The organism is Streptomyces sp. NPDC054757, assembly GCF_053612185.1.
This window is the reverse complement of sequence record NZ_JBSHBW010000030.1, coordinates 39,048-65,112: the sequence shown is the minus strand read 5'-3', so window position 1 is coordinate 65,112 and position 26,065 is coordinate 39,048. Positions and strand designations below refer to the sequence as shown.

General features: G+C 70.7%; 21 protein-coding genes. 4 read left to right on the top strand and 17 right to left on the bottom strand.

Annotation, left to right across the window (positions count from 1 at the left end; genetic code table 11):
- Positions 1-60 precede the first annotated feature (60 nt).
- The 11 genes from ACWGKJ_RS28475 to ACWGKJ_RS28425 are packed head-to-tail and all read right to left on the bottom strand — an operon-like array spanning position 61 to position 10,203.
- Positions 61-1,134, bottom strand: coding sequence for a Rieske 2Fe-2S domain-containing protein (locus tag ACWGKJ_RS28475; protein ID WP_385023021.1), 1,074 nt, complete (start codon positions 1,132-1,134; stop codon positions 61-63).
- Position 1,135: 1 nt separating this feature from the next.
- On the bottom strand, positions 1,136-1,360 hold the full coding sequence (locus ACWGKJ_RS28470) for a recombinase-like helix-turn-helix domain-containing protein (protein ID WP_385023019.1): 225 nt from the start codon (positions 1,358-1,360) through the stop codon (positions 1,136-1,138).
- 28 nt (positions 1,361-1,388) lie between these two features.
- On the bottom strand, positions 1,389-2,333 hold the full coding sequence (locus ACWGKJ_RS28465; protein WP_385023017.1) for a PDR/VanB family oxidoreductase: 945 nt from the start codon (positions 2,331-2,333) through the stop codon (positions 1,389-1,391).
- 10 nt (positions 2,334-2,343) lie between these two features.
- Positions 2,344-3,969 carry a thiamine pyrophosphate-binding protein gene (locus ACWGKJ_RS28460; RefSeq protein WP_385023015.1) on the bottom strand — a complete coding sequence of 542 codons (1,626 nt, stop codon included), beginning with the start codon at positions 3,967-3,969 and terminating at the stop codon, positions 2,344-2,346.
- A gap of 10 nt (positions 3,970-3,979) precedes the next feature.
- A complete protein-coding gene (locus tag ACWGKJ_RS28455; RefSeq protein WP_385023013.1) occupies positions 3,980-4,768 on the bottom strand; it encodes an SDR family oxidoreductase in 789 nt (262 codons plus the stop codon).
- A 17-nt stretch (positions 4,769-4,785) separates the two neighbouring features.
- Complete coding sequence (locus ACWGKJ_RS28450) at positions 4,786-5,526, bottom strand: SDR family oxidoreductase (protein WP_385023011.1); 741 nt, start codon at positions 5,524-5,526, stop codon at positions 4,786-4,788.
- A complete protein-coding gene (locus ACWGKJ_RS28445) occupies positions 5,526-6,047 on the bottom strand; it encodes a cupin domain-containing protein (protein WP_385023009.1) in 522 nt (173 codons plus the stop codon). Before ACWGKJ_RS28445 ends, ACWGKJ_RS28450 begins: the two co-directional genes overlap by 1 nt.
- Before the next feature lie 35 nt (positions 6,048-6,082).
- Positions 6,083-6,877 carry an alpha/beta fold hydrolase gene (locus ACWGKJ_RS28440; RefSeq protein WP_385023007.1) on the bottom strand — a complete coding sequence of 265 codons (795 nt, stop codon included), beginning with the start codon at positions 6,875-6,877 and terminating at the stop codon, positions 6,083-6,085.
- Complete coding sequence (locus ACWGKJ_RS28435; protein WP_385023005.1) at positions 6,874-7,662, bottom strand: aspartate dehydrogenase domain-containing protein; 789 nt, start codon at positions 7,660-7,662, stop codon at positions 6,874-6,876. The genes ACWGKJ_RS28440 and ACWGKJ_RS28435 overlap by 4 nt, the downstream gene beginning before the upstream one ends.
- Entirely contained in the window at positions 7,659-8,645 is a 987-nt protein-coding gene (locus tag ACWGKJ_RS28430) for a VOC family protein (protein ID WP_385023003.1), read from the bottom strand. The genes ACWGKJ_RS28435 and ACWGKJ_RS28430 overlap by 4 nt, the downstream gene beginning before the upstream one ends.
- Before the next feature lie 55 nt (positions 8,646-8,700).
- Positions 8,701-10,203, bottom strand: a complete 1,503-nt coding sequence (locus tag ACWGKJ_RS28425) for an aldehyde dehydrogenase (RefSeq protein ID WP_385023001.1) — start codon at positions 10,201-10,203, stop codon at positions 8,701-8,703.
- Positions 10,204-10,492: 289 nt separating this feature from the next.
- On the opposite strand from ACWGKJ_RS28425, the gene ACWGKJ_RS28420 reads away from it, so the two are divergent.
- On the top strand, positions 10,493-11,929 hold the full coding sequence (locus ACWGKJ_RS28420) for an MFS transporter (RefSeq protein ID WP_385022999.1): 1,437 nt from the start codon (positions 10,493-10,495) through the stop codon (positions 11,927-11,929).
- Between the two features lie 189 nt (positions 11,930-12,118).
- On the opposite strand, the gene ACWGKJ_RS28415 is transcribed toward ACWGKJ_RS28420, so the two are convergent.
- From ACWGKJ_RS28415 to ACWGKJ_RS28395, 5 genes are all read right to left on the bottom strand, one after another.
- A complete protein-coding gene (locus ACWGKJ_RS28415; protein WP_385022998.1) occupies positions 12,119-13,177 on the bottom strand; it encodes an LLM class flavin-dependent oxidoreductase in 1,059 nt (352 codons plus the stop codon).
- 186 nt (positions 13,178-13,363) lie between these two features.
- Positions 13,364-14,971, bottom strand: a complete 1,608-nt coding sequence (locus ACWGKJ_RS28410; protein WP_385022996.1) for a glycerol-3-phosphate dehydrogenase/oxidase — start codon at positions 14,969-14,971, stop codon at positions 13,364-13,366.
- Positions 14,972-14,976: 5 nt separating this feature from the next.
- Complete coding sequence (gene glpK, locus ACWGKJ_RS28405) at positions 14,977-16,506, bottom strand: glycerol kinase GlpK (protein ID WP_385022994.1); 1,530 nt, start codon at positions 16,504-16,506, stop codon at positions 14,977-14,979.
- Positions 16,507-16,551: 45 nt separating this feature from the next.
- Positions 16,552-17,328, bottom strand: a complete 777-nt coding sequence (locus ACWGKJ_RS28400) for an MIP/aquaporin family protein (protein ID WP_385022992.1) — start codon at positions 17,326-17,328, stop codon at positions 16,552-16,554.
- 295 nt (positions 17,329-17,623) lie between these two features.
- Positions 17,624-18,388, bottom strand: a complete 765-nt coding sequence (locus ACWGKJ_RS28395) for an IclR family transcriptional regulator (protein WP_453315853.1) — start codon at positions 18,386-18,388, stop codon at positions 17,624-17,626.
- 238 nt (positions 18,389-18,626) lie between these two features.
- On the opposite strand from ACWGKJ_RS28395, the gene metH reads away from it, so the two are divergent.
- The 3 genes from metH to ACWGKJ_RS28380 all read left to right on the top strand — a co-directional run bounded on the left by metH (position 18,627) and on the right by ACWGKJ_RS28380 (position 25,101).
- A complete protein-coding gene (gene metH / locus ACWGKJ_RS28390) occupies positions 18,627-22,142 on the top strand; it encodes a methionine synthase (RefSeq protein ID WP_385022988.1) in 3,516 nt (1,171 codons plus the stop codon).
- A gap of 154 nt (positions 22,143-22,296) precedes the next feature.
- Entirely contained in the window at positions 22,297-22,998 is a 702-nt protein-coding gene (locus ACWGKJ_RS28385) for an HAD family hydrolase (RefSeq protein ID WP_385022986.1), read from the top strand.
- Between the two features lie 501 nt (positions 22,999-23,499).
- Positions 23,500-25,101: an ABC transporter substrate-binding protein gene (locus ACWGKJ_RS28380; RefSeq protein WP_385022984.1), complete on the top strand. Its 1,602-nt coding sequence runs from the start codon at positions 23,500-23,502 to the stop codon at positions 25,099-25,101.
- Between the two features lie 205 nt (positions 25,102-25,306).
- Here the strand turns inward: ACWGKJ_RS28380 and ACWGKJ_RS28375 are convergent, their stop codons facing one another.
- The gene (locus ACWGKJ_RS28375; protein WP_385022982.1) at positions 25,307-25,981 is read right to left on the bottom strand and encodes a response regulator; all 675 of its coding nucleotides are present in this window, start codon (positions 25,979-25,981) and stop codon (positions 25,307-25,309) included.
- Positions 25,982-26,065: the final 84 nt, after the last annotated feature.

Here is a 26,065-nt window from a genome sequence, read left to right as displayed (position 1 = left end):
ATCCCTCCCGGACGCCGGGCCGGATCCCGGCCCGGCCGGTGCGCGGGGCGGCTCCGGAGGTCAGTGAGCGGGTGCGGGTGCCGGTGCCGCTGCGGGTGCCTGTGCCGCCGCCGCGGTGCGGCCCGCGGCCTGTGCCTCGGCCTCCGCCCGGTACATCCGGCGGAGCCTGACCACGCCCAGATCGTGCTGGTACAGGTTCTCGCGCTGGTCGGCGTCGGCGGGCATGGCCTCCAGCATCTCCCGGTCCTGTTCCAGCACTTCCCAGTGGCGCTTCTCGATCAGCGTCCGGTAGAGGAAGCGCCAGCTGTCCCGCTGCCAGCCCTCGACCTTGCGGTAGCGCCAGAAGAAGACACCCGTACGGTTCTCGTCCACCGGGCAGACCATTCCGACGATGCCGAACGGGCCGCCGGGGCCGGCCGACGGCGGATAGGGAATCGACAGATCCACCCAGTCGACGCCGGTCCTGCACAGCTCGACCCAGTCGAAGTTGACCCCGCGCTGGTCGGTCTTCTCGAAGAAGTAGCCGCGCCCGGTCTCCCGGATGCGGAACTTGGCGGTGGTGTCCCCGTCGAACATCGTGTGCGACTCATGGTGCAGGAACGCGCCGTGCATCGGGTCGAGCAGGTTCTCCACCGCGTACCGCCACGGGCCGTTCCACTCCGCGTAGCAGAGGAACGAGTCGGTGCCCGGGTCGGTGAGCGGCTCCGGGAGGGTCAGCGGCGCCGGTTCGGGGTGCTCGTCGTCGCCGAAGTAGGCGAGCACAGCGCCGCCCACCTCGCGCACCGGCAGACTCCTGACGAGCTTCTTGCCCTCCAGATTGCAGCCGGGCAGTCCCGGCACCGACGAGACGGTGCCGTCGGTCTCGATCTCCAGACCGTGGTACCAGCAGGCCACCCGGTCGCCCAGGTGTTTGCCGAGCGAGAGCGGCGCGCCGCGGTGCGGACAGCGGTCGGCGAGCATGCTCAGCGTCGAGTCCGAGCGGCGGAACAGCAGCCACTGCTCACCGAGCACCGTGACCTTGCGCATGGCGCCCGGTGCCACGAAGCGGGAGGGCACGACGGGGTGCCACTGGTTGCGCAGTCCGGTGGCGTAGATGTGATCGGCGGTCATGTGATCGGCGGTCAGGGTGGTCATGTCAGGCTCCCAGTCGGTTGATCTCGTCGCGGAAGGACTGCTCGGTCCACGGGGTGCCGTCGGGGGAGTGCACCTGACGGGCGTTGAGTCCCCGTACGACGTCGGCCAGTTCATGGCCCTCACGGGTGAAGACCTCTTCGAGCGCCGAGGCGAGCCGGTACTCGTAGGGGGTGGGCTCATGGGTGCGCGACTGATGTACGTCCAGGTAGGGCCAGTCGGTGGTCACAGTGCCTCCAGGAGGGGTTCGATGGTCATCAGAGGTCGAGGACGAGAGGACCCGAGGCGCAGCGCGACACACAGATCATCATGGTCGCGTTCGACGCGTGCTCGGTCTCGCTGAGGACGAAGTCCCGGTGGTCCGGGGTGCCTTCGAGCACCCGGGTCTCACAGGTCCCGCAGATGCCGTCCCGGCAGGAGCTGCCGACCGGGATGCCCGCGGCTTCGACGGCCGCCAGGACGGAGGTGCCGCTGCCGACCGGGACGGTGACACCGGACGCGCGGCACTCCACATCGAAGGCCGTGTCGTCGCCGGCCGGCTCCACGGCCGGCGCGGCGAACCGCTCCACCCGCAGCAGTCCGGCGGGGCAGGCCGCCTCCACGGCGGCGAGCAGCGGCTCGGGCCCGCAGCAGTACACCAGCGTGCCCGGCCCCACGCCGTCCAGCGCCGCCGCCAGATCGATATGCCCCAGCTCGTCCTGCGGATGCCGGAGCACGTCCCCGCCGAGCGCCGCCAGTTCGGCGCCGAACGCCATGGATGCCCGGGTCCGGCCGCCGTGCACCAGGGTGTACGGAACGGACCGCCGCTCCGCATCCCGGGCCATCGGGAGGATCGGGGTGATGCCGATTCCGCCCGCGATGAAGACGTAACGCTCGGCCGCCTCCAGCGCGAAGTGGTTCCGCGGCCCGGTGGCGTCGACCCGCTGGCCCGGGCGCAGCCGGGTGTGCACATACCGTGAACCGCCGCGTGACGACGGCTCGTCGAGTACGCCGATGCGGTACCCGGAGAGGTCGTGCGGGTCGCCGCAGAGCGAGTACTGCCGGGTCAGTCCGCCGATCTCCAGATCGAGATGGGCGCCGGGCTCCCAGGCCGGCAGCGGCTTGTCGTCCGGATGGGCGAGACCGACCGAGAGGACCCCATCGGCCTCCAGGGTCATCGTGCGGACCAGGAGCCCGAGCCGGTGTTCGCCGGTCGCTTCCATGGTGGCCTCCCTAAGCGGTGGGGATGGTGACGGGCGGGGTGAACGGGTTCTTCATCGGGCCGAGCGCGGCCAGATCGACCTCGACGAGCACCGGACCGCCGGAGGCGACGGCGTGTTCGAGCACCGGGTGCGCGTGCTCGGTGGCCGCTATCCGGGCGTACGGGAGGCCACAGGCACCGGCCAGCCGCTCGAAGTCCGGGGTGGTCAGATCCACTCCGGAGCGCCGGTCGCTGTAGCGGTCCTGCATATTGCGGAGCACGCCGTAGCCGCCGTCGTTGAACACGACGAGGGTCAGGGCCGGGCGTTCCTGGGCGAGCGTGAGCAGTTCGCCGAGGTGGACGACGAGGCCGCCGTCGCCCGCCAGCACCACGGTCGGGGTGTCCGGCCGGGCGAGCGCGGCCCCGATGCCCATGCCGAGGCCCTGTCCGATGCCACCGCCGCGCGGGAAGACATTGGACCGGGGGTCGTACATGTCGAGCAGCCGGTTGCCCCAGCTGCTGGAGGCGATGGTGACATCGCGGGCGACGACCGCATCGCGCGGCAGCACCGCCCGCAGCGCGTCGCAGACCGCCGCCTGCGGGCCGATCGAGTCGTGCAGCCGGGCCCGTACCTCCTCGCGTACGGAGGTGATCCGGGCCGTCCACTCCGGCTCGGCGGCGCGCGCGTGCGGCAGCAGCGATTCCAGTACATCGGCCGCACGTCCGTGCAGGGCGTGGCGCGCCGGGTAGACACGGCCGGGCGCCGCCGGGTCGGTGTCTAGCTGGATATGGGCCGCGGGCAGTTCGAGCGTGTAGTCGGCGGTCTCGTTGGACCGGAAGTGGGTGCCGATGCTGAGCAGCACATCCGCATCGGCGAGCAGGGCGCGCGCGGCCGGGGTGGTGGCGAAGTTGCCGATGACCGCCGGGTGGTCCTCGGGCACCGCCCCGCGCCCCGAGTTGGACGTCAGCAGGCCCGCGCCGGTCGCCGCGAGCAGCGCTGTGAGCTGCGGCCCCGCCCCGGTCGCGCCGCCGCCGGCCCAGACCAGCGGGCGCCTGGCGGACCCCAGCAGCGCCGCGGCCGCGGCGAGTTCGGCCGCGTCCGGCACCGGGTGCGGTGCTTCGGCGGGCGCCGACCCGTCGTCCGTCTGCGCCGCGTACTGCAGATCCACCGGCCATTCGACGCTGCCGGGACCGCCCGCGGAGGCGAGCGCGGCGCGGGCCGCCTCGCGCAGCAGACGCCCCGCGTCAGCGGCCGATGTGACCGTCGCCGCGTAGGCGGAGACCGCGCGCAACATCGCGAGCTGGTCCTTGGTCTCGTGGATGAAGCCGCGCCCGCCGCCCAGATAGGCGCTGTCGATCTGCCCGGTGACATGCAGGACGGCGGTGCCGGCGCTGAGCGACTCGACGAGCGATCCTGCCGCGTTGCCCGCGCCGGTGCCCGTGGAGGTGAGCGCGCAGCCGATCGAGCCGCGCGCCCTGCCGTAGGCGTCGGCCGCGCTGACGGCGGTGGCCTCGTGCCGTACGGGTACGAAGCGCAGCTCCCGGTCGACGGCCTCGACCAGCGGCAGATTGTGCACGCTGACGATGCCGAAGACCGTGTCGATGCCGAGTTCGCGCAGGACGGCGACGAGGAGATCGCCCCCGGTGGTGTGACGCATGGTGGTCTCCTCAGAGGATGGAGCGGCCGACGCCGCCGCAGACGTCGATGCCGGTGCCAGTGATGTACGAGGCGCGGGGTGAGAGCAGGGCCACCACCGCGTAGGCGACCTCTTCGGCGCGGCCGAGCCTGCCGAGTGCGACCCCGCGGTCGGCGGCCAGCTCCGCCTGCCACTGCTCGTACGGCAGCGGGGTGCCGGATGCCGCGTGGCGGCGGGTCCACTGGCCGGTGTCGACCAGGCCCAGGCAGACCGAGTTGACCCGGATGCCGTCCGGGGCCAGCTCCTGCGAGAGGGATTTGGAGAGGTTGAGGATCCCGGCGCGGGCGGCACTGGTGGTGATGAGCCGCGGTTCGGGCTGCTTGGCCAGGACCGCGTTGATGTTGACGACGGATGCGACGGGCGAGGCGCGCAGCAGGTCGAGCCCCGCGTGCACCGGGTTGAGAATGCCGGCGAACTTCAGCTCCAGCTCGTCCCGCCAGTCGTCGGCCGTGCTCTCGGCGAAGCTCTTCATCCGCGACTGCCCCGCGTTGTTGACGAGGCCGTCCAGCCCGCTGAAGTGCTCGGCGGTGCGTTCGGTGAAGCGGCGGACCGCTCCGGCGTCCCGTACGTCGCAGACTCCGGTGAGCAGCCGGTCTTCGCCGGCGCCGAGACCGGCCGCCGCGGCGGCGAGCCGGCCCGCGTCGCGCCCGCAGGCGGCGACGCAGGCGCCTTCGTCGAGCAGGGCGCGGACCGTGGCCAGGCCGACGCCCGAGCTGCCGCCGGTGACCAGTACGGTGCGGTCGGCGAGGCCCAGATCCATAGCAGTTGCTCCGAGGGTCAGTTCATGGTGAAGCCGCCGTTGACGGCGATCACCTGTCCGGTGAGATAGCGGGACTCGGCGCCCAGCAGGAACGAGACGAGTCCCAGCAGGTCGTCGGCGCGCTGCGGGCGTGAGATGGCCCGGTTGGCGCGGTACAGCTCATGGCGCTCGGCCGGTACGGACTCGGTGGCCTCGCCCTCGGTGATGCCGGGGGCCACCGCGTTCACGGTGATGCCCCGGTCGCCGAGTTCACGGGCCATCGCCCGGGTGAGCGCGATCACGGCGCCCTTGGACGTGACGTAGTGGGCGAGCCGTACCGAGCCGTAAAGTGCGGCGTCGGACGCCAGATGGACGATGCGTCCGCCGTCGCCGTGCGCGAGGAGCTGGGGCAGCAGGGCGCGGGAGACCAGCCAGGGGGAGCGGGCGTTGACGGCCATCAGCCGGTCCCACTCCGCGACGGTGATGTCCTGGAACTCCTTGCCGCCCACGCCGTTGGCGAGCGCCGCGTTGTTGACGAGACCGTGCAGCGGCCCGAGGTCCGCGACCGCGGACGCGAGCGCGTCGACCGATCCGGGGTCCGCCACGTCGCACCGTACGAAGTGGGCGTCGAGCCCCTCGTCGCGCAGCGCCCGTACCGCCGTGCCGCCGCGCTCCGGGTCCACTTCGGCGACCACGGTGCGGAAGCCGTCCCGGGCGGCCCGGCGGGCCATGGCCAGTCCCAGGCCACGGCCGGCGCCGGTGATGACGACCGTGCGCATCAGTCGCGGGTCACGCCGTGCATCGGCGAGTGCTCGGGGTAGGTCGGGACCTGCGGCTTCTGGGTGCCGATGACGACGCAGAACAGTGCGTCGGTTTCGCCCTCGTTCTTCAGCGAACGCGCCACACCCGCCGGGACCACGATCATGTCGCGGTAGCCGAGGGTGCGGAACTCCGCCTCGCTGTCGCCGCGGTGGATGCCGACGCGGACCTCGCCCTCCAGGACGAAGAACGCCTCCTCGACGTCGTGGTGGGTGTGCTCGGGCCCCTCGGCGCCGGGCGGCAGCAGCATGTTGGAGAAGGTGAAGCCGCCGGACGGCAGGATCCTGTTGTCTCCCTCGTGGTTGCCGGTCGCGCCGGAACCGACGTAGCGGATCTGCGCGCGCCGGTACTGCTCACCGGCCTTGGCCTGGAAGGCCAGGGTGTCCCAGTCGGGCTCGCGGGAGTCCTTCGACGCGATCAGCGAGTCGGTGTAGCGGGCGAGGTCGCCGCCGTTGTCGTACGCGGTGGTGGTGACGGGCATGACGTGCTCCTTCTGCGCGGTACCGCGCGGGTGGGTCATTCCGGGATCTGTGCGGTGATACGGAGGTGGGAGAGGACCCAGGCGTTGAAGGCCCGGGGCTGCTCCTGGTTGGCCAGGTGACCGGCGTCCTTGACGATCACGTAGGCGGACTTGTGGAGTGAGCCCGCGATCAGCTGGCTCGCCTCGGCGCCGGTGACCCGGTCCTGGTCGCCGCAGATGACCAGGGCGGGCGCGGTGACTCCGGCGAGTTCGGTACGGAGGTCGGCCGCCGCCATCGCCTCCGCCGCGTAGCCGTAGCCGGGCAGCCGGACAGCTGCGGCCATGGTGTCGACGACCTTGCGCACCAGGGCGGGGGGCGCCGCTCCGGAGACGAGCCGGGGGCCGCGCCGTTCGGCGAAGGCCCGGGGCCCGGCGGCCGCGAGCTCGGCGGCCCGCTCGCGCATCGCCGCCGCCTTCGCCGGATCGGCGCCCGAACCGGCGCTGGAATCGGCGACGATCAGCGACTCCACGAGCCCGGGATGACGGGCGGCCAGCCGCAGCGCGATGACCCCGCCCCAGGAGACGCCCAGCACATGGGCGCTGCCGCCGCGCTCCTCGATGAGGGCCGCGGCCGCGTCCGCGTAGTCGTCGAGCGTCAGCGGCCCCGCCGGGTCGGGAGAGGCCGCGTAGCCCGGCGCGTCCCAGGCCACCACCCGTACGTAGGCGGAGAGTTCACCGAATTGCGGGGCGAAGGCGGCGGACGACGAGCCGATGCCGTGCAGACAGAGCAGCAGCGGCCCCTCGGTGCCCGCCTCCGTCACATGCGGTGCGGCGACCGGTGCGGCGGTCACAGCAGCTGCCCTGTCCGCCCGGCGACGGCCGCGATGCTGCGCAGCACCGCGTACGGCACGATCCGGCTGGTGGCCGGGTTGCCCGGATCCGGCAGATGTGCCACTTCGAAGCGGTACGAACCCTGCGGCCCCTCCGCCTCGATCAGATGGCGGGTACGGTCGGCGCCCGGGTCGGCGATCACCCGGACCCGAACCGCGTCCAGGTCTCCCACGGCGAGGGCCACCGAAGCGGCCACATTGGTCGACTTGGGGAACTTCACCGGGATGTCGCGTGCGGTGCCCGACATGACCTCGACCGGACCGGTCGCCGCGCGCATCCGGGCCAGCAACTCCCCGTCCATCCAGGGCTGTTCAAGCGTCGAGGGCAGTTTGGTGGTGGTCAGCCGTACGTCGTGCAGCGGCCCGAGGCCCCGGGCTGCCTGGAGCAGGTCCAGGCCCCCCACGGCGCCCGATGTGAAGTACACCCGGCCCGGCCCCGCGTCCAGCAGCCGCTTCGCCAGTTCCTCGTCGGTGAGCGCCCCGGTCGACGCGACCAGCAGATCGGTTCCGGACCGCAGGATGCGCTCGGCCCACTCCCGTACGACGCCCTGGCCCGCCGCCTCCACGATCAGATCGCAGCGCTCCAGGGCCTCCTCGAAGGTCAGCTGCGGGGCGGGGGCCTCGCCGATCGCGCGGTTGTCGACCACGCAGACCAGTTCGGCCCCTTCGACGGCGCCTGCGGCGAGAGCGGTGCCCACGGTGCGGCCGATGGCGCCCCAGCCGACGAGTCCCACGCTGCGGGTCATACCGGAACCTCCTCGGTGTCGGTGTCGGTGTCGGTGTCGGTGTCGGTGTCGGTGCCGGTTGTCGCCGGGGCGGTGGCGGCGAGTGGGCCGGGGTCGGGGGTGCCCGCCATCCGGGTGCGGATCTCCGTCGACGGCGGACCCGCCGTCCCCCAGAGATCGGACAGTTCGGGGGTCCGCCGCCAGACCCGGGCGATCCAGGTGTCCTCCACGATCTGCGCGACATCGGACGTGTACTCGCAGACGAGCCCGGCCGGGTCGGTGAAGTACGAGAAGGTGTTGTTGCCGGGACCGTGCCGGCCGGGTCCCCACTGCGGGACGATGCCGTGGTGGCGCAGCCGGCCGAGCCCGCGCATGAAGTGGTCGACCGAACTCATCTCGTAGGCCACGTGGTTCAGCGAGGCCCACTCGGCCTGGTTGAAGGCGATGCAGTGGTGGTCGGTGTTGCAACGCAGGAACGCCATCTGGTGCTCGGACCAGTCGGAGACCCGCAGGCCGAGTACGTCGCGGTAGAAGGCGACCGAGGCGTCGATGTCGGCCGTGTTGAGCACGGTGTGGGTGACGCCGACCGGCACCGAGCCGTCCCGGCCGCGCGGCGCGACCGCCTCGACCTCGGCGCTGATCTCGATGAGCCGGTGCTCGGGGTCGGTGAAGCGCAGCCCGTAGCCGCCGCCCACCTGGTCGAGCGGCCCGGGGCCCGCGACCGGTGTGATGCCGCGGGCGAGCAGCCGTCGGGCGGCCTCGTCCACATCGGCCGGTGCGGCCACGGCGAAGGCGATCCTGCCGAGGCCCGTGCGGTCGGCGCGGGTGAGGTGCAGCACATGGTGCTCGGCGCCGGTGCCGCGCAGCCAGCGCGCACCGGGGCCGGACTCGACGCTCTCCAGGCCCCAGACCTCCTGGTAGAAGTCGGCGGTCTCGGTGAAGGCGGGGGTGAACAGCTCGACACTGCGCAGTGACCGCAGCCGGGCGATGGGGGGTAGGGGCATGACTGTCTCCAGACGGGCTGTGACGAGCGGCCGGACGGGGCCCAGCCGGACAGGACTACAGAGCGGCCCAGGGCAGAGGGGCGTCCGATGTGCCCCAGTACAGGGACTTCTGACGCTGGTAGGCGCGGATGGAGTCGCGGCCCTTCTCCCGCCCGAGCCCGCTGTCCTTGAGGCCGCCGAAGGGGGTGGCGATGCTGAACTGCTTGTAGGTGTTGATCCAGACGGTGCCGGCCTCGATCCGGCGGGCGATCCGCCAGGCGGCCCGGTGGTCCCGGGTCCAGATGCCGCAGGCAAGCCCGTACACCGAGGTGTTGGCCCGCCTGACCAGGTCGCCCTCGTCGTCGAAGGGCAGTGCGGCGACGACCGGTCCGAAGATCTCCTCCTGGCAGGTGCGCGAGGAGTTGTCCAGGCCGTCCAGGACGGTCGGCAGGTAGTAGGCCCCGTCCCGGTAGCCGTCGCCCGGCGGCACCGACCCGCCGCAGAGCACCCGGGCCCCCTCGGCGCGCGCCAGATCGACGCGGGCCGCGACGGAGTCCCGGTGGCTGTGGTGCACCAGTGGGCCGACCTGGGTGTCCGGCGCGGTGCCGGGTCCGACCCGCAGTCTCCCGGTGCGCGCGACGAGTTCCCCGACGAACGCGTCGTAGATCTCCCGCGCCACGAAGAGCCGCGAACCGGCGATACACGACTGGCCGCTGGAGGAGAAGACCCCGAACATGACCCCGGCCAGGGCCTGTTCGATGTCGGCGTCGGCAAGGACGATCGTCGGTGACTTGCCGCCCAGCTCCAGTGAGACCGGCATGATCTTCTCGGCCGCGGCGTGCGCGATGCTCCGCCCGGTCTCCGTACCGCCGGTGAAGCTGACCTTCCCGGTACGGGGATGGCGCACGATAGCGTCGCCCACGACGCTGCCGCGCCCGGGGAGCACCGACAACAGCCCGGCAGGCAGCGCGAGTTCACCGAGGGCACGGGTGATCAGCCGGCCCAGCGCGAGGGAGACCAGCGGGGTCCACTCGGCCGGCTTCAGCAGGACCGCGTTGCCGCCGGCCAGCGCGGGCGCGAGCTTCTGCGCGTCACTGGCCACCGGGGAGTTCCAGGGGTTGATCGCGCCCACCACGCCGATGGGTTCGTAGGTGCTCATCGTGAGGTAGTCGCCGCGCGCCGGGGTGACCGCCTCCTCGGCGGTCTCCAGGGCGGCGGCCGTGTACCGGAAGGTCCCGGCCGCACTGGCCACCAGGGCGCGGGTCTCGGTGAGGGCCTTGCCGGTGTCGGCGGTCTGGAGCGCGGCGAGGTGTTCCGCCGCGTCCTCGGTCAGCTCGGCGATCCGGTGCAGCAGCCGGGCCCGCTGGTGGGGAAGGAGCGCACGCCAGACCGGGTCGGCGGCGGCGCGGGCCGCGCCTTCGGCGGCCTCGTCGACCTCCGCCGGGGTCACGGCGTGCACGGTGGCGAGCACCCGGCCGGTGGCCGGGTCGGTGGTCTCGGCCGGGGCACCGGCGCCGCGGCGCCACACACCGGCCACGAGCGCTTCGTCGGGTACGTCGGCAGCAGGGGACCGGGGCATACGGGAGCCTCCTGGCTGAACGGGGTTGATGGGGAGCTTGGTTGGCTGAGGGCTAGAAATCTAAGGGCTTAAATATTTCGACGCAACCCCCAATTACTTGGTGATTTACCTGTGCAGACCCTTGACGTCGTCCGGTGTGCGGGCGATACAACTTAAGCGCTAAGAAACTTTGACCTAACGCGCTTCGCGGCCCGGGTTGCGGACAACCCCCTTGGGACACCGCGTTTCTTCCGCCCTCGCGCCTCGCCTCGCCCTCGCCCCTCAGCCGTGGAGTCGGAGGACCCCGCATATGACGATCGACGCTTCAGCGGACCGAGCCGTCCGGGCGGCCGTCGCCGCCCGTTTCGAACGGCTCCCGATGAGCCGCTGGCATGTCACCGTCCGGCTCATCGTGGGCGCCGTCACCTTCTTCGAGGCATTCGACCAGCTCCTGATCGCCTACGCGATGCCCCAACTGCGCGGTGAGTGGCATCTGGCCGACTCCGCCGCCACCTGGCTGCTCACCGTCGGCTCCGTCGGGATGCTCATCGGCGCGGTGCTCTCCGGCCGGCTCGCCGACCGGATCGGCCGGGTCAGGGTCATCGCCCTGTGCGTGGCCGTCTCCAGCGCCGCCAACCTCGTCCTGGCCGCGACCCCGTCCCCCGGCTCCTTCATGGTGGTGCGCTTCATCCAGGGGCTGGCCATCGGCGGCGAGGTCCCGGTGGCGGCCACCTTCATCGCCGAGATCACCCGCAGCCACCGGCGCGGGCGCTTCGTACTCCTCTACGAGCTGGTCTTCCCGGCCGGACTCACCGTGGGCGCCCTGGTCGCCGCCTGGGTGGTGCCGCTGCTCGGCTGGCGCTGGATGTATGTGCTGGCCGCGGTGCCGGGGGTGCTCTGCGTCCTGGTGCAGCGCGCCGTACCGGAGTCCCCGCGCTGGCTCGCGGAACACGGCAGGGTCCAGGAGGCGTCCGATGTGATGGCCCGGATCGAGGCCGAGGTCGCCCGCGCCACTGGGAAGCCGCTGCCGCCCGTCACCGACCCGGCGCCGGACGAGGAGGTGACAGCGCCCGGACCGGTTCCGGAGTCCGGACCGGTTCCGGAGTCCGGGGCGGCTCCGGAGTCCGGGGCCAGCGGTCTGCGCGGGCTGTTCACCGGCCGCTACCGCCGCCGCACCCTGGTGATCGGCGCCCTCTGGTTCACCGGCTACTTCGTCAACTACGGCATCACCTCATGGCTGCCGACGATCTACCAGAACCGCTACGGGCTCTCGCTCTCCGACGCCCTGCTCTACTCGACCGTGACGGCCTGCGCCGGACTCGTGGGCTGTCTCGCCGCCGCGCTCACCGTGGACCGTGCCGGCCGCAGGCGCGTCATCACGGTCTGCCTCGCGGGAGCCGCCGTACTGCTCTTCGTCCTCGCCCACCTCGGCGCCCGGACCCCGCTCCAGGTGCTGGTGTGGACCTCGCTCGCCGCCGTCTTCTTCTTCGGCTCCAACATCTGCCTCTACCTCTACACACCCGAGCTCTTCCCGACCCGGATGCGGGCGCTGGGCAGCAGTGTGGGCGGAGCGATGAACCGGCTCGGTGTGATCCTCGGGCCCATCGCCGTCGGCATGGTGTACGCCGGAGGACATGTCTCCCCGGTCTTCGTGGTGCTGGGAGCGGTGGCCCTGGCGGGCGCCGTGGTCGCGGTGCTCGGCGCCGAGGAGACGGCGGGGCGGCGCCTGGAGGAGGTCTCGCCCTGATCGCGCCCTGATCTCGTCCTGAGCCGGGCGGGCGGCGCTGCGCCTGAGCGACCGTGCGGATCCGTCCTGGCCGGTCCGCCCCGGTGGATCCGCTCCAGGCCGGCCCATCCACGAGGTTCCGCTCCCGGCCGACCCGCCCAGGTTGCCCGCCCGGTGGTTCCGCTCCCGGCCGGCCCGTCCGCCCCGGTGTCACTCCCAGAGTGCCGAAGGCGCCTCCTTGCGGACCACCGGGGCGATCTCCTCGGCGAACCGCTGGAGCGTCTCCAGCTGTTCGCCGCGCGCCAGGCCGAATCCGTCGACACTGACGGACTGGAGATCGTGCCGGTAGACCTCGTGGTATCCGAGGATCTTGTCGATGATCTGCTGCGGTGACCCGATGAGCTGCGGCCCGCTCCCCATGGCGTCCTCGATGGTGCGGAACGGGGTGTTGTATCCGGCCCGGCCCGCCAGTTGCGGCTTGAAGGTCTGGGCCACCTTCGCCTCGTACAGCCCCTTGAAGCGCTCCACCGCCTGCTGTGAGCTGTCGGCGATCAGCAGACCGCCCGACCCGGCGGCGACATGGGCCCGCGCCGGGTCGTGGCCGTACTCCTCGAACTTCTCGCGGTAGTGGGCGATCAGCTCCGCGTACGCCTCACGCGGCTGGATGGCGTTGGCCGTGAAGAGGGGATCGCCGTGACGTGCCGCCAGTTCGGGGGAGTTGAGGCTGGTCGCCGACCCGTGCCAGACGCGCGGGGGCCCGCCGTAGGGGCGCGGAAGGGTCGTCACCCCGTGCAGCGCGGGCCTGAACTCGCCCTCCCAGTCGACCTCCTCCTCGCTCCAGAGCCTGCGCAGCAGCTCGTACTTCTCCTTCTGCAGGTCCCACTGCCGCTCCTCTTCGAGCCCGAAGAGCGAGAAGTGCCCGGCCTCGGCGCCCTTGCCGACGACCAGCTCGACACGGCCGCGCGACAGCTGGTCCAGGGTCGCGTAGTCCTCCGCGACCCGGACCGGATCGAGGATCGCCAGCACCGTGACGCCGGTGAGCAGTCTGATCCGGGAGGTACGCGCGGCGAGGGCGCCCAGCACCACGGTCGGGCTCGACGACAGGAAGGGGCCGGCGTGCCGCTCGCCGACGGCGAACGCGTCGAACCCGAGCCGCTCCACCGCCGCCCCGGCATCGACGACCTCGGCCAACCGGTCGGCGGCGGAAGGCAGTTCACCGGTCAGCGGATGCGGAGCGTGGCTGATGAGGGAGAGCACCTGAAACTTCATGGTGCCACTCTGAGTGCCGCATATTGCGGCACTGTGGCAGCCGTGTGGCACGACCGCGGACCGGCACCGCCGCCCTGCCGCGGACACGGGTGACGGGCGGCCGGACCGGCGCCCCCGCCGCCGGACACAGGTGAGGGGCGGCCCCGCAGGACCGCCCCTCACCACACTGTGCCTACTTCCTGGTGCCTACTTCTTGCCGAGTACGTCCTCGACCTTCGCCCGGACCTCGTCCGTGGCCAGGCCCCGTATGGTCAGCGTCGTACGGCGGCGCAGCACGTCGTCCGCCGTCTCGGCCCACTCGTGGTCGCGTGCGTAGACGACCTGCGCCCAGATCTCCGGGGCGTCGGGGTGGACCCGCTCGCCCAGCGCCGGGTCCTCGTTCGCGAGCCGGGCGATGTCGAACGCGAGCGAGCCGTAGTGCGTGGCCAGATGGCGGGCCGTGTCCGCCGCCATGCGCGGCCCCGGCGTCCCGCCGTCCACAAGGAGCCGGTGCGCGACGGCGTGCGGATTGGCGATGCCGGGCAGGGGCTGCTTCTTCGGCAGGTGCGAGATCGGCTCCATGTCGTCGCCGAGCGGGTGGCCGGGCAGTGCGGCCAGCTTGTTCATGACCGTACGGCCTATGTGCCGGAAGGTCGTCCACTTGCCGCCCGCCACCGACAGCATCCCGCCGCGTCCCTCGGTGACGACCGTCTCGCGCTTGGCCTTCGAGGTGTCACCGGGGCCGCCGGGCAGCACCCGGAGGCCGGCGAAGGAGTACGTGATCAGATCGCGCGAGAGCTGCTGGTCCCGAACCGAGAAGGCGGCCTCGTCCAGGATCTGGGCGATGTCCTTCTCGTTGACCGAGACATCGGCCGGGTCGCCCTCGTACTCCTCGTCGGTGGTCCCGAGCAGCAACTGGTCCTCCCAGGGGAGGGCGAAGGTGATCCGGTACTTGTCGATCGGCGTCGCCAGCGCGGCACGCCAGGGCGCGGTGCGCTTCAGGACCAGGTGTGCGCCCTTGGAGAGCCGGATGGAGGGCGCCGCGTTCGGGTCCTCCAGCTTGCGCAGGTGGTCGACCCAGGGTCCGGTCGCGTTCAGGACGAGCCGGGCGCTGACGCCGAACTCGCTGCCGTCGAGCCGGTCCTTGAGCTCCGCGCCGGTCACCCGGCCCTGCGTGAAGCGCAGCCCGGTGACCTCCGCGTGGTTGAGCACGGTGGCCCCGGACTCGACGGCGGCGCGCACGGTCATCAGGGCCATACGGGAGTCGTTCATCTGGTCGTCGCCGTAGACCGCGACGGCCTTGAGGTTGTCCGTCCGCAGCTCCGGCACATCGCGCTGCGCCTTCGCCGGGGAGATGACATGGCCGACACCGTCGCCGAAGGCGGAGAGCGCGGAGTAGGCGAAGACGCCCGCACCGAGCTTGGCCGCGCCGTGCGGGCCGCCCTTGTACACCGGCAGATAGAACGTCAGCGGGTTGGCCAGGTGCGGGGCCACGTCACGGGAGACGGCGCGGCGCTCGAAGTGGTTCTCCGCGACCAGCTTCACGGCCCCCGTCTGGAGGTAGCGGAGGCCGCCGTGCAGAAGCTTGGAGGATGCGGACGAGGTGGCGCCGGCGAAGTCGCCGGCGTCCACCAGGGCCACCCGCAGCCCGGACTGCGCGGCGTGCCAGGCGGTGGAGATGCCCAGGATTCCGCCGCCGATCACCAGGAGGTCGTACGTCGCCTTGGAAAGCTGCTCCCGAGTCTCGGCGCGGCTCGGAAGGGAGCCGGAGGCCGGGTGCGTCCCGAGGGCCGGGACGCTCTGCAGGGTGGTCATATTGGTTACTCCTCGTTTTCGAGCCAGCCCATGGTCCGCTGTACGGCCTTGAGCCAGTTCTTGTACTCGCGGTCACGGACGGCCGCGTCCATCCGGGGTGTCCACTCGGCGGCCCGGCGCCAGTTGGCGCGCAGCGCGTCGGTGTCCGGCCAGAAGCCGACGGCGAGACCGGCGGCATAGGCAGCGCCGAGGCAGGTCGTCTCGGCCACCATCGGGCGCACGACCGGTGCGTCCAGGAAGTCGGAGAGCGTCTGCATCAGCAGGTTGTTGGAGGTCATACCGCCGTCGACCTTGAGCGAGGTCAGCTCGACGCCGGAGTCCTTGGTCATGGCGTCGCTGATCTCACGCGTCTGCCAGGCGGTGGCTTCGAGCACGGCACGGGCGATGTGCGCCTTGGTGACGTAGCGGGTCAGACCGGCGATCACACCGCGCGCGTCGGGACGCCAGTACGGGGCGAACAGGCCGGAGAAGGCCGGCACGAAGTACGCGCCGCCGTTGTCGTCGACCGAAGAGGCCAGCGTCTCGACCTCGGCGGCACTGTTGATCATGCCCATCTGGTCGCGCAGCCACTGGACGAGCGACCCCGTGACGGCGATCGACCCCTCCAGGGCGTACACCGGCTTCTGGTCGCCGATCTGGTAGCCGACGGTCGTCAGCAGGCCGTTGTACGAGTTGACCGGCGTGCCACCGGTGTTGATCAGCATGAAGGTGCCGGTGCCGTACGTCGACTTGGCCTCGCCCTCGGCGAAACAGGTCTGGCCGAACAGGGCCGCCTGCTGGTCGCCGAGCGCGGAAGCCACCGGGACACCTGCCAGGACGCCGGACGCGGCCGTGCCGTACACCTCGGACGACGAGCGGATCTCCGGCAGCACGGCCGCCGGGATCTCGATGGAGCCGAGGATCTTCGGGTCCCACTTCATCGTGTGGAGGTTCATCAGCAGCGTGCGGGACGCGTTGGTGACGTCCGTGACGTGGACACCGCCGTTCACCCCGCCCGTCAGGTTCCAGATGACCCAGGAGTCCATGGTGCCGAAGAGGATGTCGCCGGCCTCGGCGCGCTCGCGCAGCCCCTCGACGTTGTCGAGCAGCCAGCGGATCTTCGGTCCTGCGAAGTACGAGGCCAGCGGGAGTCCGGTCTCACGGCGGAAGCGGTCCTGGCCGACATTGCGGCCGAGCTCGCGGCAGACCGCGTCGGTGCGGGTGTCCTGCCAGACGATGGCGTTGTGGACGGGCTCACCGGTGTTCTTGTCCCAGAGCAGCGTGGTCTCGCGCTGGTTGGTGATGCCGATGGCCTTGACGTCGTCGGCCGTGATGCCGGCCTTCTCGACCGCGCCCGCCACGACGTCCTGGACGTTGGTCCAGATCTCCGCGGCGTCGTGCTCGACCCAGCCCGGCTTGGGGAAGATCTGCTCGTGCTCCTTCTGGTCGACGGCGACGATCCGTCCGTCCCGGTCGAAGACGATGCAGCGGCTGGAGGTGGTGCCCTGGTCGATGGCCGCGATGAACGGCCCGGTGGTGTGAGCGTCAGTGGTCACGGTGTGCTCCGAAAGTCTGAAGGATTGGTCGACGGTGCCGGGTGCTCACGCGAAGGCGAGGTTGTACAGACCGCCTGCGAGAGCGCCGCCTATCAGGGGGCCCGCCACGGGTATCCACGCGTAGCTCCAGTCCGAGCTGCCCTTGTGGGGGAGCCGCAGCAGGGAGTGGACGATACGCGGGCCGAGGTCGCGGACCGGGTTGATGGCGTAACCGGTCGGGCCGCCGAGCGAGAGTCCGATGGAGACGACGACCAGGGAGGTGATCAGCGCGCCGAGGATGCTCAGGCCCTTGCCGTCGGCGCTGAGCCCCTGCGTCAGGATCGCCAGGACGAGGACCAGGGTGCCGATGATCTCGGTGGCCAGGTTCTGCGCGACGTTGCGGATCTCGGGCGCGGTGAAGAAGACACCGCCCACCGGGCCGGGGCCGGGCTCGTCCTTCGGGGTGGTCTTCTCCAGGGCGGCGATCTCCGGGTCCCTGAGATGGGCCTGGAAGTGGCCGTAGTACGCGACCCAGACGAGCGCGGCGCCGATCATGGCGCCGAGCAACTGCGAGCCGAGGTACAGCGGTACGTCGCTCCACGGGGTGTCGCCCTTGACGGCCAGACCTATGGTCACCGCGGGGTTCAGATGTGCGCCCGATACGCCGGTGGAGATATAGGCGGCGGTCAGTACGGCGAAGCCCCAGCCGAACGTGACGGCCAGCCAGCCCGCGTCCTTGGCCTTGGAGCGCTTGAGGGTGACGGCGGCGCACACGCCGGCGCCGAGCAGTACGAGTACGGCGGTCCCGATGGTCTCGCCGATGAAGATGTCGGAGCTGGACACCCGCGACTCCTTTGTCCTTCGTCCAGGGGAAGCCGGACACCGGTTTCCTCCGGTCGTCCGCGCCCTCAGGTGAGGGCGTTGCCGGCCCTTTGGCACTGTCACACCTTAACGCGTATTTCCGGTAAGTGTTCGACAATGCCGACCGATGAACGGCAGTTTTGTCCTGTGGTTGGTAAACGTCAAGAGGCTGTGACGTGAAACTCGACCAGGAATACGCCGCGCACCCCCGGTAACCTCGGAGGCGTGGTCGGAAACCGCCCGGAAACGCGTCCGCCCCGCCCCCTCGCCGGCCGCCTCAGAAGCGGCCGGCCCCCAGGTCGCGCGAGACCGAGCGGGCGCAGTCGCGCACCGAGGCCACCAGCTCGGGGCGCAGCTCCCCGTCCACGCAGACCCGCTCGACCGCGCCGGTCACCGCGATGGCGCCCAGCGGCATCCGCCGCCGGTCGTGGATGGGGGCGGCCACCGATGCCACGCCCTCCCAGGTCTCCTCGATGTCGGAGCCCCAGCCCCGCGCCCTGGTGAGATCCAGTACGGACTCGAACTGCCCGGGGCCGGTGACCGTGCGGGGGGTGAAACTCTCCCGCTCGGTCTCCAGCGCCTCGCTGTGCGCCACCGGGTCGTAGGCCGACAGCACCTTGCCGAGGGCGCTGGAGTGCAGCGGCTGCATGGCTCCGACCTCCAGCACCTGCCGGCTGTCGTCGGGGCGGAAGACATGGTGGACGATGAGGACGCCCCGCTGGTGCAGCACGCCCAGATAGACGCTCTCACCGCTGGAGCGTGCCAGGTCGTCGGTCCAGACGAGGGCGCGCGCCCGCAGCTCGTGCACATCCAGATAGCTGTTGCCCAGGCGCAGCAGCTCGGCCCCCAGCTGATAGCGCCCGGACGCCGGGTCCTGTTCCACGAACCCCTCCTGCTGGAGGGTGCGCAGAATGCCGTGGGCGGTGCCCTTGGCCAGGTCGAGGGAGGAGGCGATGTCGGAGAGGCCGAGCCGTCGCTCGCCGCCCGCGAGGAGCCTCAGCATCGCAGCCGCCCGCTCCAGGGACTGAATGTTCTTCGCCATCGCTGGGCCACCCTCCACACTGTTCGGCAATGCTGAACACTATCGGTCCATGTCGACTCAGTGTCACGCGGAGTGCGGCCGGGTGGTACCGGAACCAGCCGCGCCGCCGCGCTTCCGGGAGCGTCCGCCCCCTGGAACGCCGACCCCGACCGGCGCCGTCCCCGTTACCCTGGCCAGGTGCGCCATCCTGCCGGAAGGCGCAAAGCCGACAGCCGTCGCATCCCAGGGAGCACATTCCATGGCCTCGTCGCCTACCCCTTCCGCTGACAGCCGGACCCGAGCTGACGCCCTCCGTGAGGCACTGGCCACCCGAGTGGTGGTGGCCGACGGTGCCATGGGCACGATGCTGCAGGCGCAGGATCCCACCCTCGACGACTTCCAGCAGCTCGAAGGCTGCAACGAGATCCTGAACGTGACCAGGCCGGACATCGTCCGCTCGGTGCACGAGGAGTACTTCGCTGTCGGCGTGGACTGCGTGGAGACGAACACCTTCGGCGCGAACCACTCGGCGGCGAACGAGTACGAGATCGCCGGCCGGATCGGCGAGCTGTCGGAGGCGGGCGCCCGTATCGCCCGCGAGGTCGCCGACGAGTTCGGCGCCAAGGACGGCCGCCAGCGCTGGGTCCTCGGCTCGATCGGCCCCGGCACCAAGCTGCCGTCGCTGGGGCACACCACGTACGACGTGATCCGCGACGGCTACCAGCAGAACGCCGAGGGCCTGCTCGCCGGCGGCGCCGACGCCCTGATCGTGGAGACCACACAGGACCTGCTGCAGACCAAGTCGAGCCTCATCGGCGCCCGCCGTGCGATGGACGCCCTGGGCTTCCAGGTCCCGCTGATCTGCTCGCTCGCCTTCGAGACGACCGGCGTCATGCTGCTGGGCTCCGAGATCGGCGCCGCGCTGACCGCTCTGGAGCCGCTGGGTATCGACCTGATCGGGCTGAACTGCTCCACCGGCCCCGCCGAGATGAGCGAGCACCTGCGTTATCTCGCACGCCACTCGCGTACGCCGCTGATGTGCATGCCCAACGCCGGCCTGCCCGTCCTGACCAAGGACGGCGCGCACTTCCCGCTCGGCCCCGAGGGCCTCGCGGACGCGCAGGAGACGTTCGTCAGCGACTACGGCCTGTCCCTGATCGGCGGCTGCTGCGGTACGACACCCGAGCATCTGCGGCAGGTCGTCGAGCGGGCCCGTACCCTCACCCCCGCCACCCGCGACCCGCGACCCGAGCCCGGCGCCGCGTCCCTCTACCAGAGTGTGCCGTTCCGCCAGGACACGGCGTACATGGCGATCGGTGAGCGGACGAACGCGAACGGGTCGAAGAAGTTCCGTGAGGCGATGCTGGAGGCGCGCTGGGACGACTGTGTGGAGATGGCCCGCGACCAGATCCGCGAGGGCGCCCACATGCTCGACCTCTGCGTCGACTACGTCGGCCGTGACGGCGTGGCCGACATGACCGAGCTGGCCGGCCGCTTCGCCACCGCCTCCACCCTGCCGATCGTCCTCGACTCCACCGAACTGCCCGTCCTGCGCGCCGGACTGGAGAAGCTGGGCGGCCGTGCCGTACTGAACTCGGTCAACTACGAGGACGGCGACGGCCCCGAGTCCCGCTTCGCCAAGGTCACCGAACTGGCCGTCGAGCACGGCGCCGCGCTGATCGCGCTGACCATCGACGAAGAGGGCCAGGCCCGTACCGCCGAGCACAAGGTCGCCGTCGCCGAGCGGCTGATCGAGGACCTGACCGGCAACTGGGGCATGCGCGAGCAGGACCTCCTCATCGACACCCTGACCTTCACCATCTGCACCGGCCAGGAGGAGTCACGGGGCGACGGTATCGCCACCATCGAGGCGATCCGCGAGCTGAAGCGCCGTCATCCGGACGTCCAGACCACCCTGGGCCTGTCCAACATCTCCTTCGGCCTGAATCCGGCCGCCCGGGTGGTGCTGAACTCGGTCTTCCTCGACGAGTGCGTCAAGGCCGGGCTCGACTCGGCGATCGTGCACGCCTCGAAGATCCTGCCGATCGCCCGGCTTGAGGAGGAGCAGGTCAAGGTCGCGCTCGACCTGATCCACGACCGCCGGTCCGAGGGCTACGACCCCCTGCAGAAGCTCATGGAGCTCTTCGAGGGCGTCAACATGAAGTCGATGAAGCAGGGCAGGGCCGAGGAGCTCATGGCGCTCCCGCTGGACGAGCGCCTGCAGCGCCGCATCATCGACGGCGAGCGGAACGGCCTGGAGGCCGACCTCGACGAAGCTCTCCAGGAGCGCCCCGCCCTGGACATCGTCAACGCCACCCTCCTGGAAGGCATGAAGGTCGTCGGAGAGCTCTTCGGCTCCGGCCAGATGCAGCTGCCGTTCGTGCTCCAGTCCGCCGAGGTCATGAAGAGCGCGGTGGCCCATCTGGAGCCGCACATGGAGAAGACCGACGACGACGGCAAGGGCACCATCGTGCTCGCCACCGTCCGCGGCGACGTCCACGACATCGGCAAGAACCTCGTCGACATCATCCTCACCAACAACGGCTACAACGTCGTCAACCTCGGGATCAAGCAGCCCGTCTCCGCGATCCTGGAAGCAGCCGAGGAGCACAAGGCCGACGTCATCGGCATGTCCGGCCTCCTCGTCAAGTCCACCGTGATCATGAAGGAGAACCTGCAGGAGCTCAACCAGCGCGAGATGGCGGCGGACTTCCCCGTCATCCTCGGCGGCGCGGCCCTCACCCGGGCCTATGTCGAGCAGGACCTGCACGAGATCTACGAGGGCGAAGTCCGCTACGCCCGGGACGCGTTCGAGGGCCTGCGCCTGATGGATGCCCTGATCGGCGTCAAGCGGGGTGTCCCGGGTGCCGTACTGCCCGAGCTGAAACAGCGCCGGGTGCCCAAGCGGGACACGGCCGCGGTCCCGGAGACGGACGAGCCCGAGGGTTCCGTACGCTCGGACGTGGCCGTGGACAATCCGGTGCCCGAGCCGCCCTTCTGGGGCACCCGCGTGGTCAAGGGCGTCCAGCTCAAGGAGTACGCGTCCTGGCTGGACGAGGGGGCCCTCTTCAAGGGCCAGTGGGGGCTCAAGGAGTCCCGCAAGGGCGAAGGGCCCACCTACGAGGAGCTGGTCGAGACCGAGGGCCGCCCGCACCTGCGCGGCTGGCTGGACCAGCTGCACACCAAGAACATGCTGGAAGCCGCCGTCGTCTACGGCTACTTCCCCTGCGTCTCCAAGGGCGAGGACCTGATCGTCCTCAACGACGACGGCAGCGAGCGCACCCGCTTCACCTTCCCCCGCCAGCGCCGCGGCCGCCGGCTGTGCCTGGCGGACTTCTTCCGCCCCGAGGACTCGGGCGAGACGGATGTGCTCGGCCTCCAGGTCGTCACCGTCGGCTCGAAGATCGGTGAGGCCACCGCCGAGCTCTTCGAGGCGAACTCCTACCGGGACTACCTCGAACTGCACGGGCTTTCCGTCCAGTTGGCCGAGGCCCTCGCGGAGTACTGGCACGCCCGGGTCCGCTCCGAGCTCGGTTACGCGGGCGAGGACCCCACCGAGGTCCAGGACATGTTCGCGCTCAAGTACCGCGGCGCGCGCTTCTCCCTGGGCTACGGCGCCTGCCCCGATCTGGAGGACCGGGCGAAGATCGCCGAGCTGCTCCAGCCGGAGCGGATCGGGGTCCAGCTCTCGGAGGAGTTCCAGCTCCACCCCGAGCAGTCCACCGACGCGATCGTCATCCACCACCCCGAGGCCAAGTACTTCAACGCCCGGTAGCCCGACAGCCCGACACCGCCCCCGGATGCGCATGCGGCGCATCACAGCGCGCACCGGACCGCACCGACGTACACTGGTCGGTCCGGTGCAGGCCGGTTGCCTTCCCAGCAGGGAGGGTGACCGGCCTTCGTGTCCCTCCAGGAGGTGTCCCCGTATGACCAGTACGGTCGCCGCGCTCAACACCCGTATGGCCGAAGGTGCAGCCCTGCAGGCCGTCCTGCTCGACATGGACGGCACGCTGGTGGACACCGAGGGCATCTGGTGGGAGGCCGAGGTGGACGTCTTCGGCGCACTCGGCCACCGGCTCGACGAACGCTGGCGGGACACCGTGGTGGGCGGGCCCATGACCCGCAGCGCCGGATATCTCATCGAGGTCACCGGCGCCGACATCACGCTCCCCGAGGTGACCACGCTGCTCAACGACCGGTTCGAGGCGCGGATCTCGGGCGGGGTGCCGCTGATGCCCGGAGCGCTGCGGCTGCTCACCGAACTGGCTGCCCACGGGGTGCCCACGGCCCTGGTCTCCGCCTCCCACCGGCGGATCATCGACCGGGTCCTCACCTCGCTCGGCGCGGCCAACTTCGCCCTGACGGTCGCGGGCGACGAGGTGGCGCGGACGAAGCCGCATCCTGAGCCCTATCTCGCCGCAGCGGCGGGCCTCGAAGCCGACCCTGCGCGCTGCGCGGTCATCGAGGACACCGCGACCGGAGTGGCCGCGGCGGAGGCGGCGGGCTGCCGGGTGGTGGCCGTGCCCTCGGTGGCACCGATCGCCGCCGGGGACGGCCGGGTGGTCGTCGGATCCCTGGAAGAAGTCGATCTGGGCTTTCTCAGAGCCCTGGTCAACGGAATGCACTGAGCCGGATACGGAACGTGTTCCTTTCGATTTGAAAGGAATCGGTGCGCGTCATCCGTATGTATTTACGTGAGCATGAAGAGTGGGCTTCGCGCATTACCCGAAAGATGAGCCAGGAGTGACGTTCATCACCTGGTGAATCATCGACAGGAACCCCGGTGCGTGCTGCGAACGGCCCGCCACTGTTCCGCACATGCCCATGTGTCCCGATTGGTGAAGCGGTGTACGAATCTCTTCGGTGGTCGGATATTGACGCTCCGCTATTCGTGAAGATGATGTGGATCCCGCCCAAGTCGCCCCCGGTCCAGGTTTCCTGACGTTCCCCACTAATCTCATGACGAGAACTTCGCCGTACACTTCTGTGCCTCCGGTGCCCACCAGGCGGCCGGGATCACTGGACTGATCGCTCTGTACCCGGCCCGATCGCCCCGCCCCGATCGGGCGGCAGCGGCGGAGTGTCTGTACATCGCTGTATCCCAGTGCCGGATGAGGAGAACGTCCCGAATGAACCGCAAGACTCTGGTGCTGCCGGCGATAGCGTGCCTGCTCACTCCGGTACTCGCCGCGTGCGGCGGCACAGACAGCGGCGACGGCGGCGGCAAGCCCATCGTCGTGGGTACGACGGACTTCATCGAGGGCGGCAGCAAGGCGCCGGCTCCTCTGGACCCCGCCTACACCTACGACACCGGTATCTGGAACTTCCTGCGCCCCACCCTCCAGTCCCTGATGCAGATGCCGCGTGGTGGCGGCCTGCCGGTGCCCGACGCCGCCAGCGACTGCCGCTTCACGGACACCGAGAACGAGAGCTACCGCTGCAAGCTCCGCAGCGGGCTGGAGTTCGCCAACGGCCACCCCCTGACGGCGGCCGACGTGAAGTACTCCATCGACCGGGTCACCCGCATCCACGACCCGAACGGGCCGGCCGGTCTGCTGGAGAACATCGACACCATCGAGCCCGTGAGCAGTCACGAGCTGGTCTTCCACCTCAAGACGCCCGACGCCACCTTCCCGTACAAGCTGGCCACCCCGGCCGCGGGCATCGTGGAGAAGAGCACGTACGCGCCGAACAAGCTGCGCAAGGGCTTCGTGGTCGACGGCTCCGGCCCGTACACCTTCAAGGCGGAGGTCAGCAACGACCGCCTGCAGAAGGCGGTCTTCACCAAGAACCCCCACTACAAGGGGGCGCTGAAGCTGGAGAACGACAAGGTCGAGATCGATTCCTTCCCCGACGCCGACGCCATGGGCGCCGCGCTGAAGTCCGGGAAGATCGACATGATGGGCCGCACCATGTCGCCGCAGCAGATCTCCAAGTTCTCCAGCGGAGCGTCGCAGAACATCAACTTCGTCGAGAGCCCCGGCCTGGAGATCCGCTACCTCGGCTTCAACACCAATGACCCGTCGGTGAAGAACAAGGCGGTCCGCCAGGCGATCGCCGCACTTGTCGACCGGGGCCAGATCGCCAGCAAGGTGTACGGCGCGACCTCCGAGCCGCTCTACTCGCTGATCCCCACCGGCATCGGCGGACACACGAATTCGTTCTTCAACAAGTACGGCGACCCGAGCAAGAGCGAAGCCGCCCAGATCCTGCACTCGGCCGGGATCAACGACAAGATCCGGCTGACGCTGCATTACACGAACGACCACTACGGGCCGAACACAGCAAAGGAGTTCGCGCTGCTCAAGCAGCAGCTGAACGCCTCCGGGCTCTTCGACGTGTCGGTCAAGGGCCACGAGTGGGCGCAGTTCCGCCCCCAGGAGCTGAAGGGCGACTACGCGGTCTACGGCATGGGCTGGTTCCCGGACTTCCCCGACGCGGACAACTTCATCTCGCCGTTCCTCAGCAAGGGCAACTTCCTCGACCTGCCTTACGCGAACAGCACCATCCGCGACAAGTACATCCCGGACTCCCGGCGTGCGGCCGACCGCACCACGGCGATGGTCCCGCTGCAGAAGATCCAGGACATCGTCGCGGACGACGTCCCCGTGCTGCCGCTCTGGCAGGGCAAGCAGTATGTGGCGGCCCGGGACGACCTGACGGGCGTGGAGTGGGCGCTCAGCAACTCGTCAGCCCTGCAGATCTGGGAGCTCGGACGCGGCGTCAGCTGACCGGCCGGCGGCAGCGCACGGCGGGCGCCCCGGCGCCGGGCGGCTGTGCTGCCGCCCGGAGTCGCCCCGGCGGACGCCGGGACACGGGAACCGGCGGCGGTCCGGAACCTCCGCGGTCCGGAATCGGCGGCGGTCCGGAACTTCCGCGGTCCGGAACCTCCGCGCCCCGGAGGCCCCGGCAGGCCCGGAGGCCGGCCCCCGGGAACTAAGGCTGGGCCCCCGGACGTACCAGGCCGCTCTCGTACGCGTAGACCGCGGCCTGCACCCGGTCGCGCAGCCCCAGCTTGGTCAGTACGTGGCCCACATGCGTCTTGACCGTGGTCTCGCTGACGAACAGGTCGGCGGCGATCTCCGCGTTCGACAGGCCCCGTGCGACCAGCTTGAGGACCTCCACCTCACGCTCGGTCAGCGTGTGCAGCGTGTCGGGGACCGGTTCCTCGCCGGACGGCAGATGGTCCGCGTACTTGTCGAGCAGCCGGCGCGTGATGCTCGGCGCCAGCATCGCCTCGCCGCCCGCCACCACCCGGATCGCCTGGACCAGCTCATTGGCGGGCGCGTCCTTGAGCAGGAAGCCGCTCGCGCCGGCCCGCAGGGCCTCCACGACGTACTCGTCCAGGTCGAAGGTGGTCAGCACCAGGACCTTCGCCGGACCGTCCCGGCCAGGACCGGTGATCTGGCGGGTCGCCTCGACGCCGTCCATCCGGGGCATCCGGATGTCCATCAGCACCACATCGGGCTGCAGCGCCCGGACCTGGTCGAGGGCCTGGAGGCCGTCCCCGGCCTCACCGACCACCGCGAGGTCCTGCTCGGCCTCCAGAATCATCCGGAAACCGGTGCGCAGCAGCGGCTGGTCGTCGACCAGTAGGACGCGGATCGCCACGGGAACTCCTTTGCTAGACCGGCCCCATTCTGCCCTGACCGGCCCACCGGGACGTCGTGGGGCGTACCGGGGGAGTCCGGGACG

Coding starts and splice junctions, on each gene's coding strand:
- ACWGKJ_RS28450 (WP_385023011.1), bottom strand. CDS start 5,526: ATGCGCACGGTCGTCATCACCGGCGCCGGCCGTGGCCTGGGACTGGCC.
- ACWGKJ_RS28445 (WP_385023009.1), bottom strand. CDS start 6,047: ATGCCCGTCACCACCACCGCGTACGACAACGGCGGCGACCTCGCCCGC.
- ACWGKJ_RS28385 (WP_385022986.1), top strand. CDS start 22,297: ATGACCAGTACGGTCGCCGCGCTCAACACCCGTATGGCCGAAGGTGCA.
- ACWGKJ_RS28455 (WP_385023013.1), bottom strand. CDS start 4,768: ATGGATCTGGGCCTCGCCGACCGCACCGTACTGGTCACCGGCGGCAGC.
- ACWGKJ_RS28430 (WP_385023003.1), bottom strand. CDS start 8,645: ATGCCCCTACCCCCCATCGCCCGGCTGCGGTCACTGCGCAGTGTCGAG.
- ACWGKJ_RS28475 (WP_385023021.1), bottom strand. CDS start 1,134: ATGACCACCCTGACCGCCGATCACATGACCGCCGATCACATCTACGCC.
- ACWGKJ_RS28380 (WP_385022984.1), top strand. CDS start 23,500: ATGAACCGCAAGACTCTGGTGCTGCCGGCGATAGCGTGCCTGCTCACT.
- ACWGKJ_RS28420 (WP_385022999.1), top strand. CDS start 10,493: ATGACGATCGACGCTTCAGCGGACCGAGCCGTCCGGGCGGCCGTCGCC.
- ACWGKJ_RS28425 (WP_385023001.1), bottom strand. CDS start 10,203: ATGCCCCGGTCCCCTGCTGCCGACGTACCCGACGAAGCGCTCGTGGCC.
- ACWGKJ_RS28395 (WP_453315853.1), bottom strand. CDS start 18,388: ATGGCGAAGAACATTCAGTCCCTGGAGCGGGCGGCTGCGATGCTGAGG.
- ACWGKJ_RS28410 (WP_385022996.1), bottom strand. CDS start 14,971: ATGACCACCCTGCAGAGCGTCCCGGCCCTCGGGACGCACCCGGCCTCC.
- ACWGKJ_RS28460 (WP_385023015.1), bottom strand. CDS start 3,969: ATGCGTCACACCACCGGGGGCGATCTCCTCGTCGCCGTCCTGCGCGAA.
- metH (WP_385022988.1), top strand. CDS start 18,627: ATGGCCTCGTCGCCTACCCCTTCCGCTGACAGCCGGACCCGAGCTGAC.
- ACWGKJ_RS28465 (WP_385023017.1), bottom strand. CDS start 2,333: ATGGAAGCGACCGGCGAACACCGGCTCGGGCTCCTGGTCCGCACGATG.
- ACWGKJ_RS28415 (WP_385022998.1), bottom strand. CDS start 13,177: ATGAAGTTTCAGGTGCTCTCCCTCATCAGCCACGCTCCGCATCCGCTG.
- ACWGKJ_RS28435 (WP_385023005.1), bottom strand. CDS start 7,662: ATGACCCGCAGCGTGGGACTCGTCGGCTGGGGCGCCATCGGCCGCACC.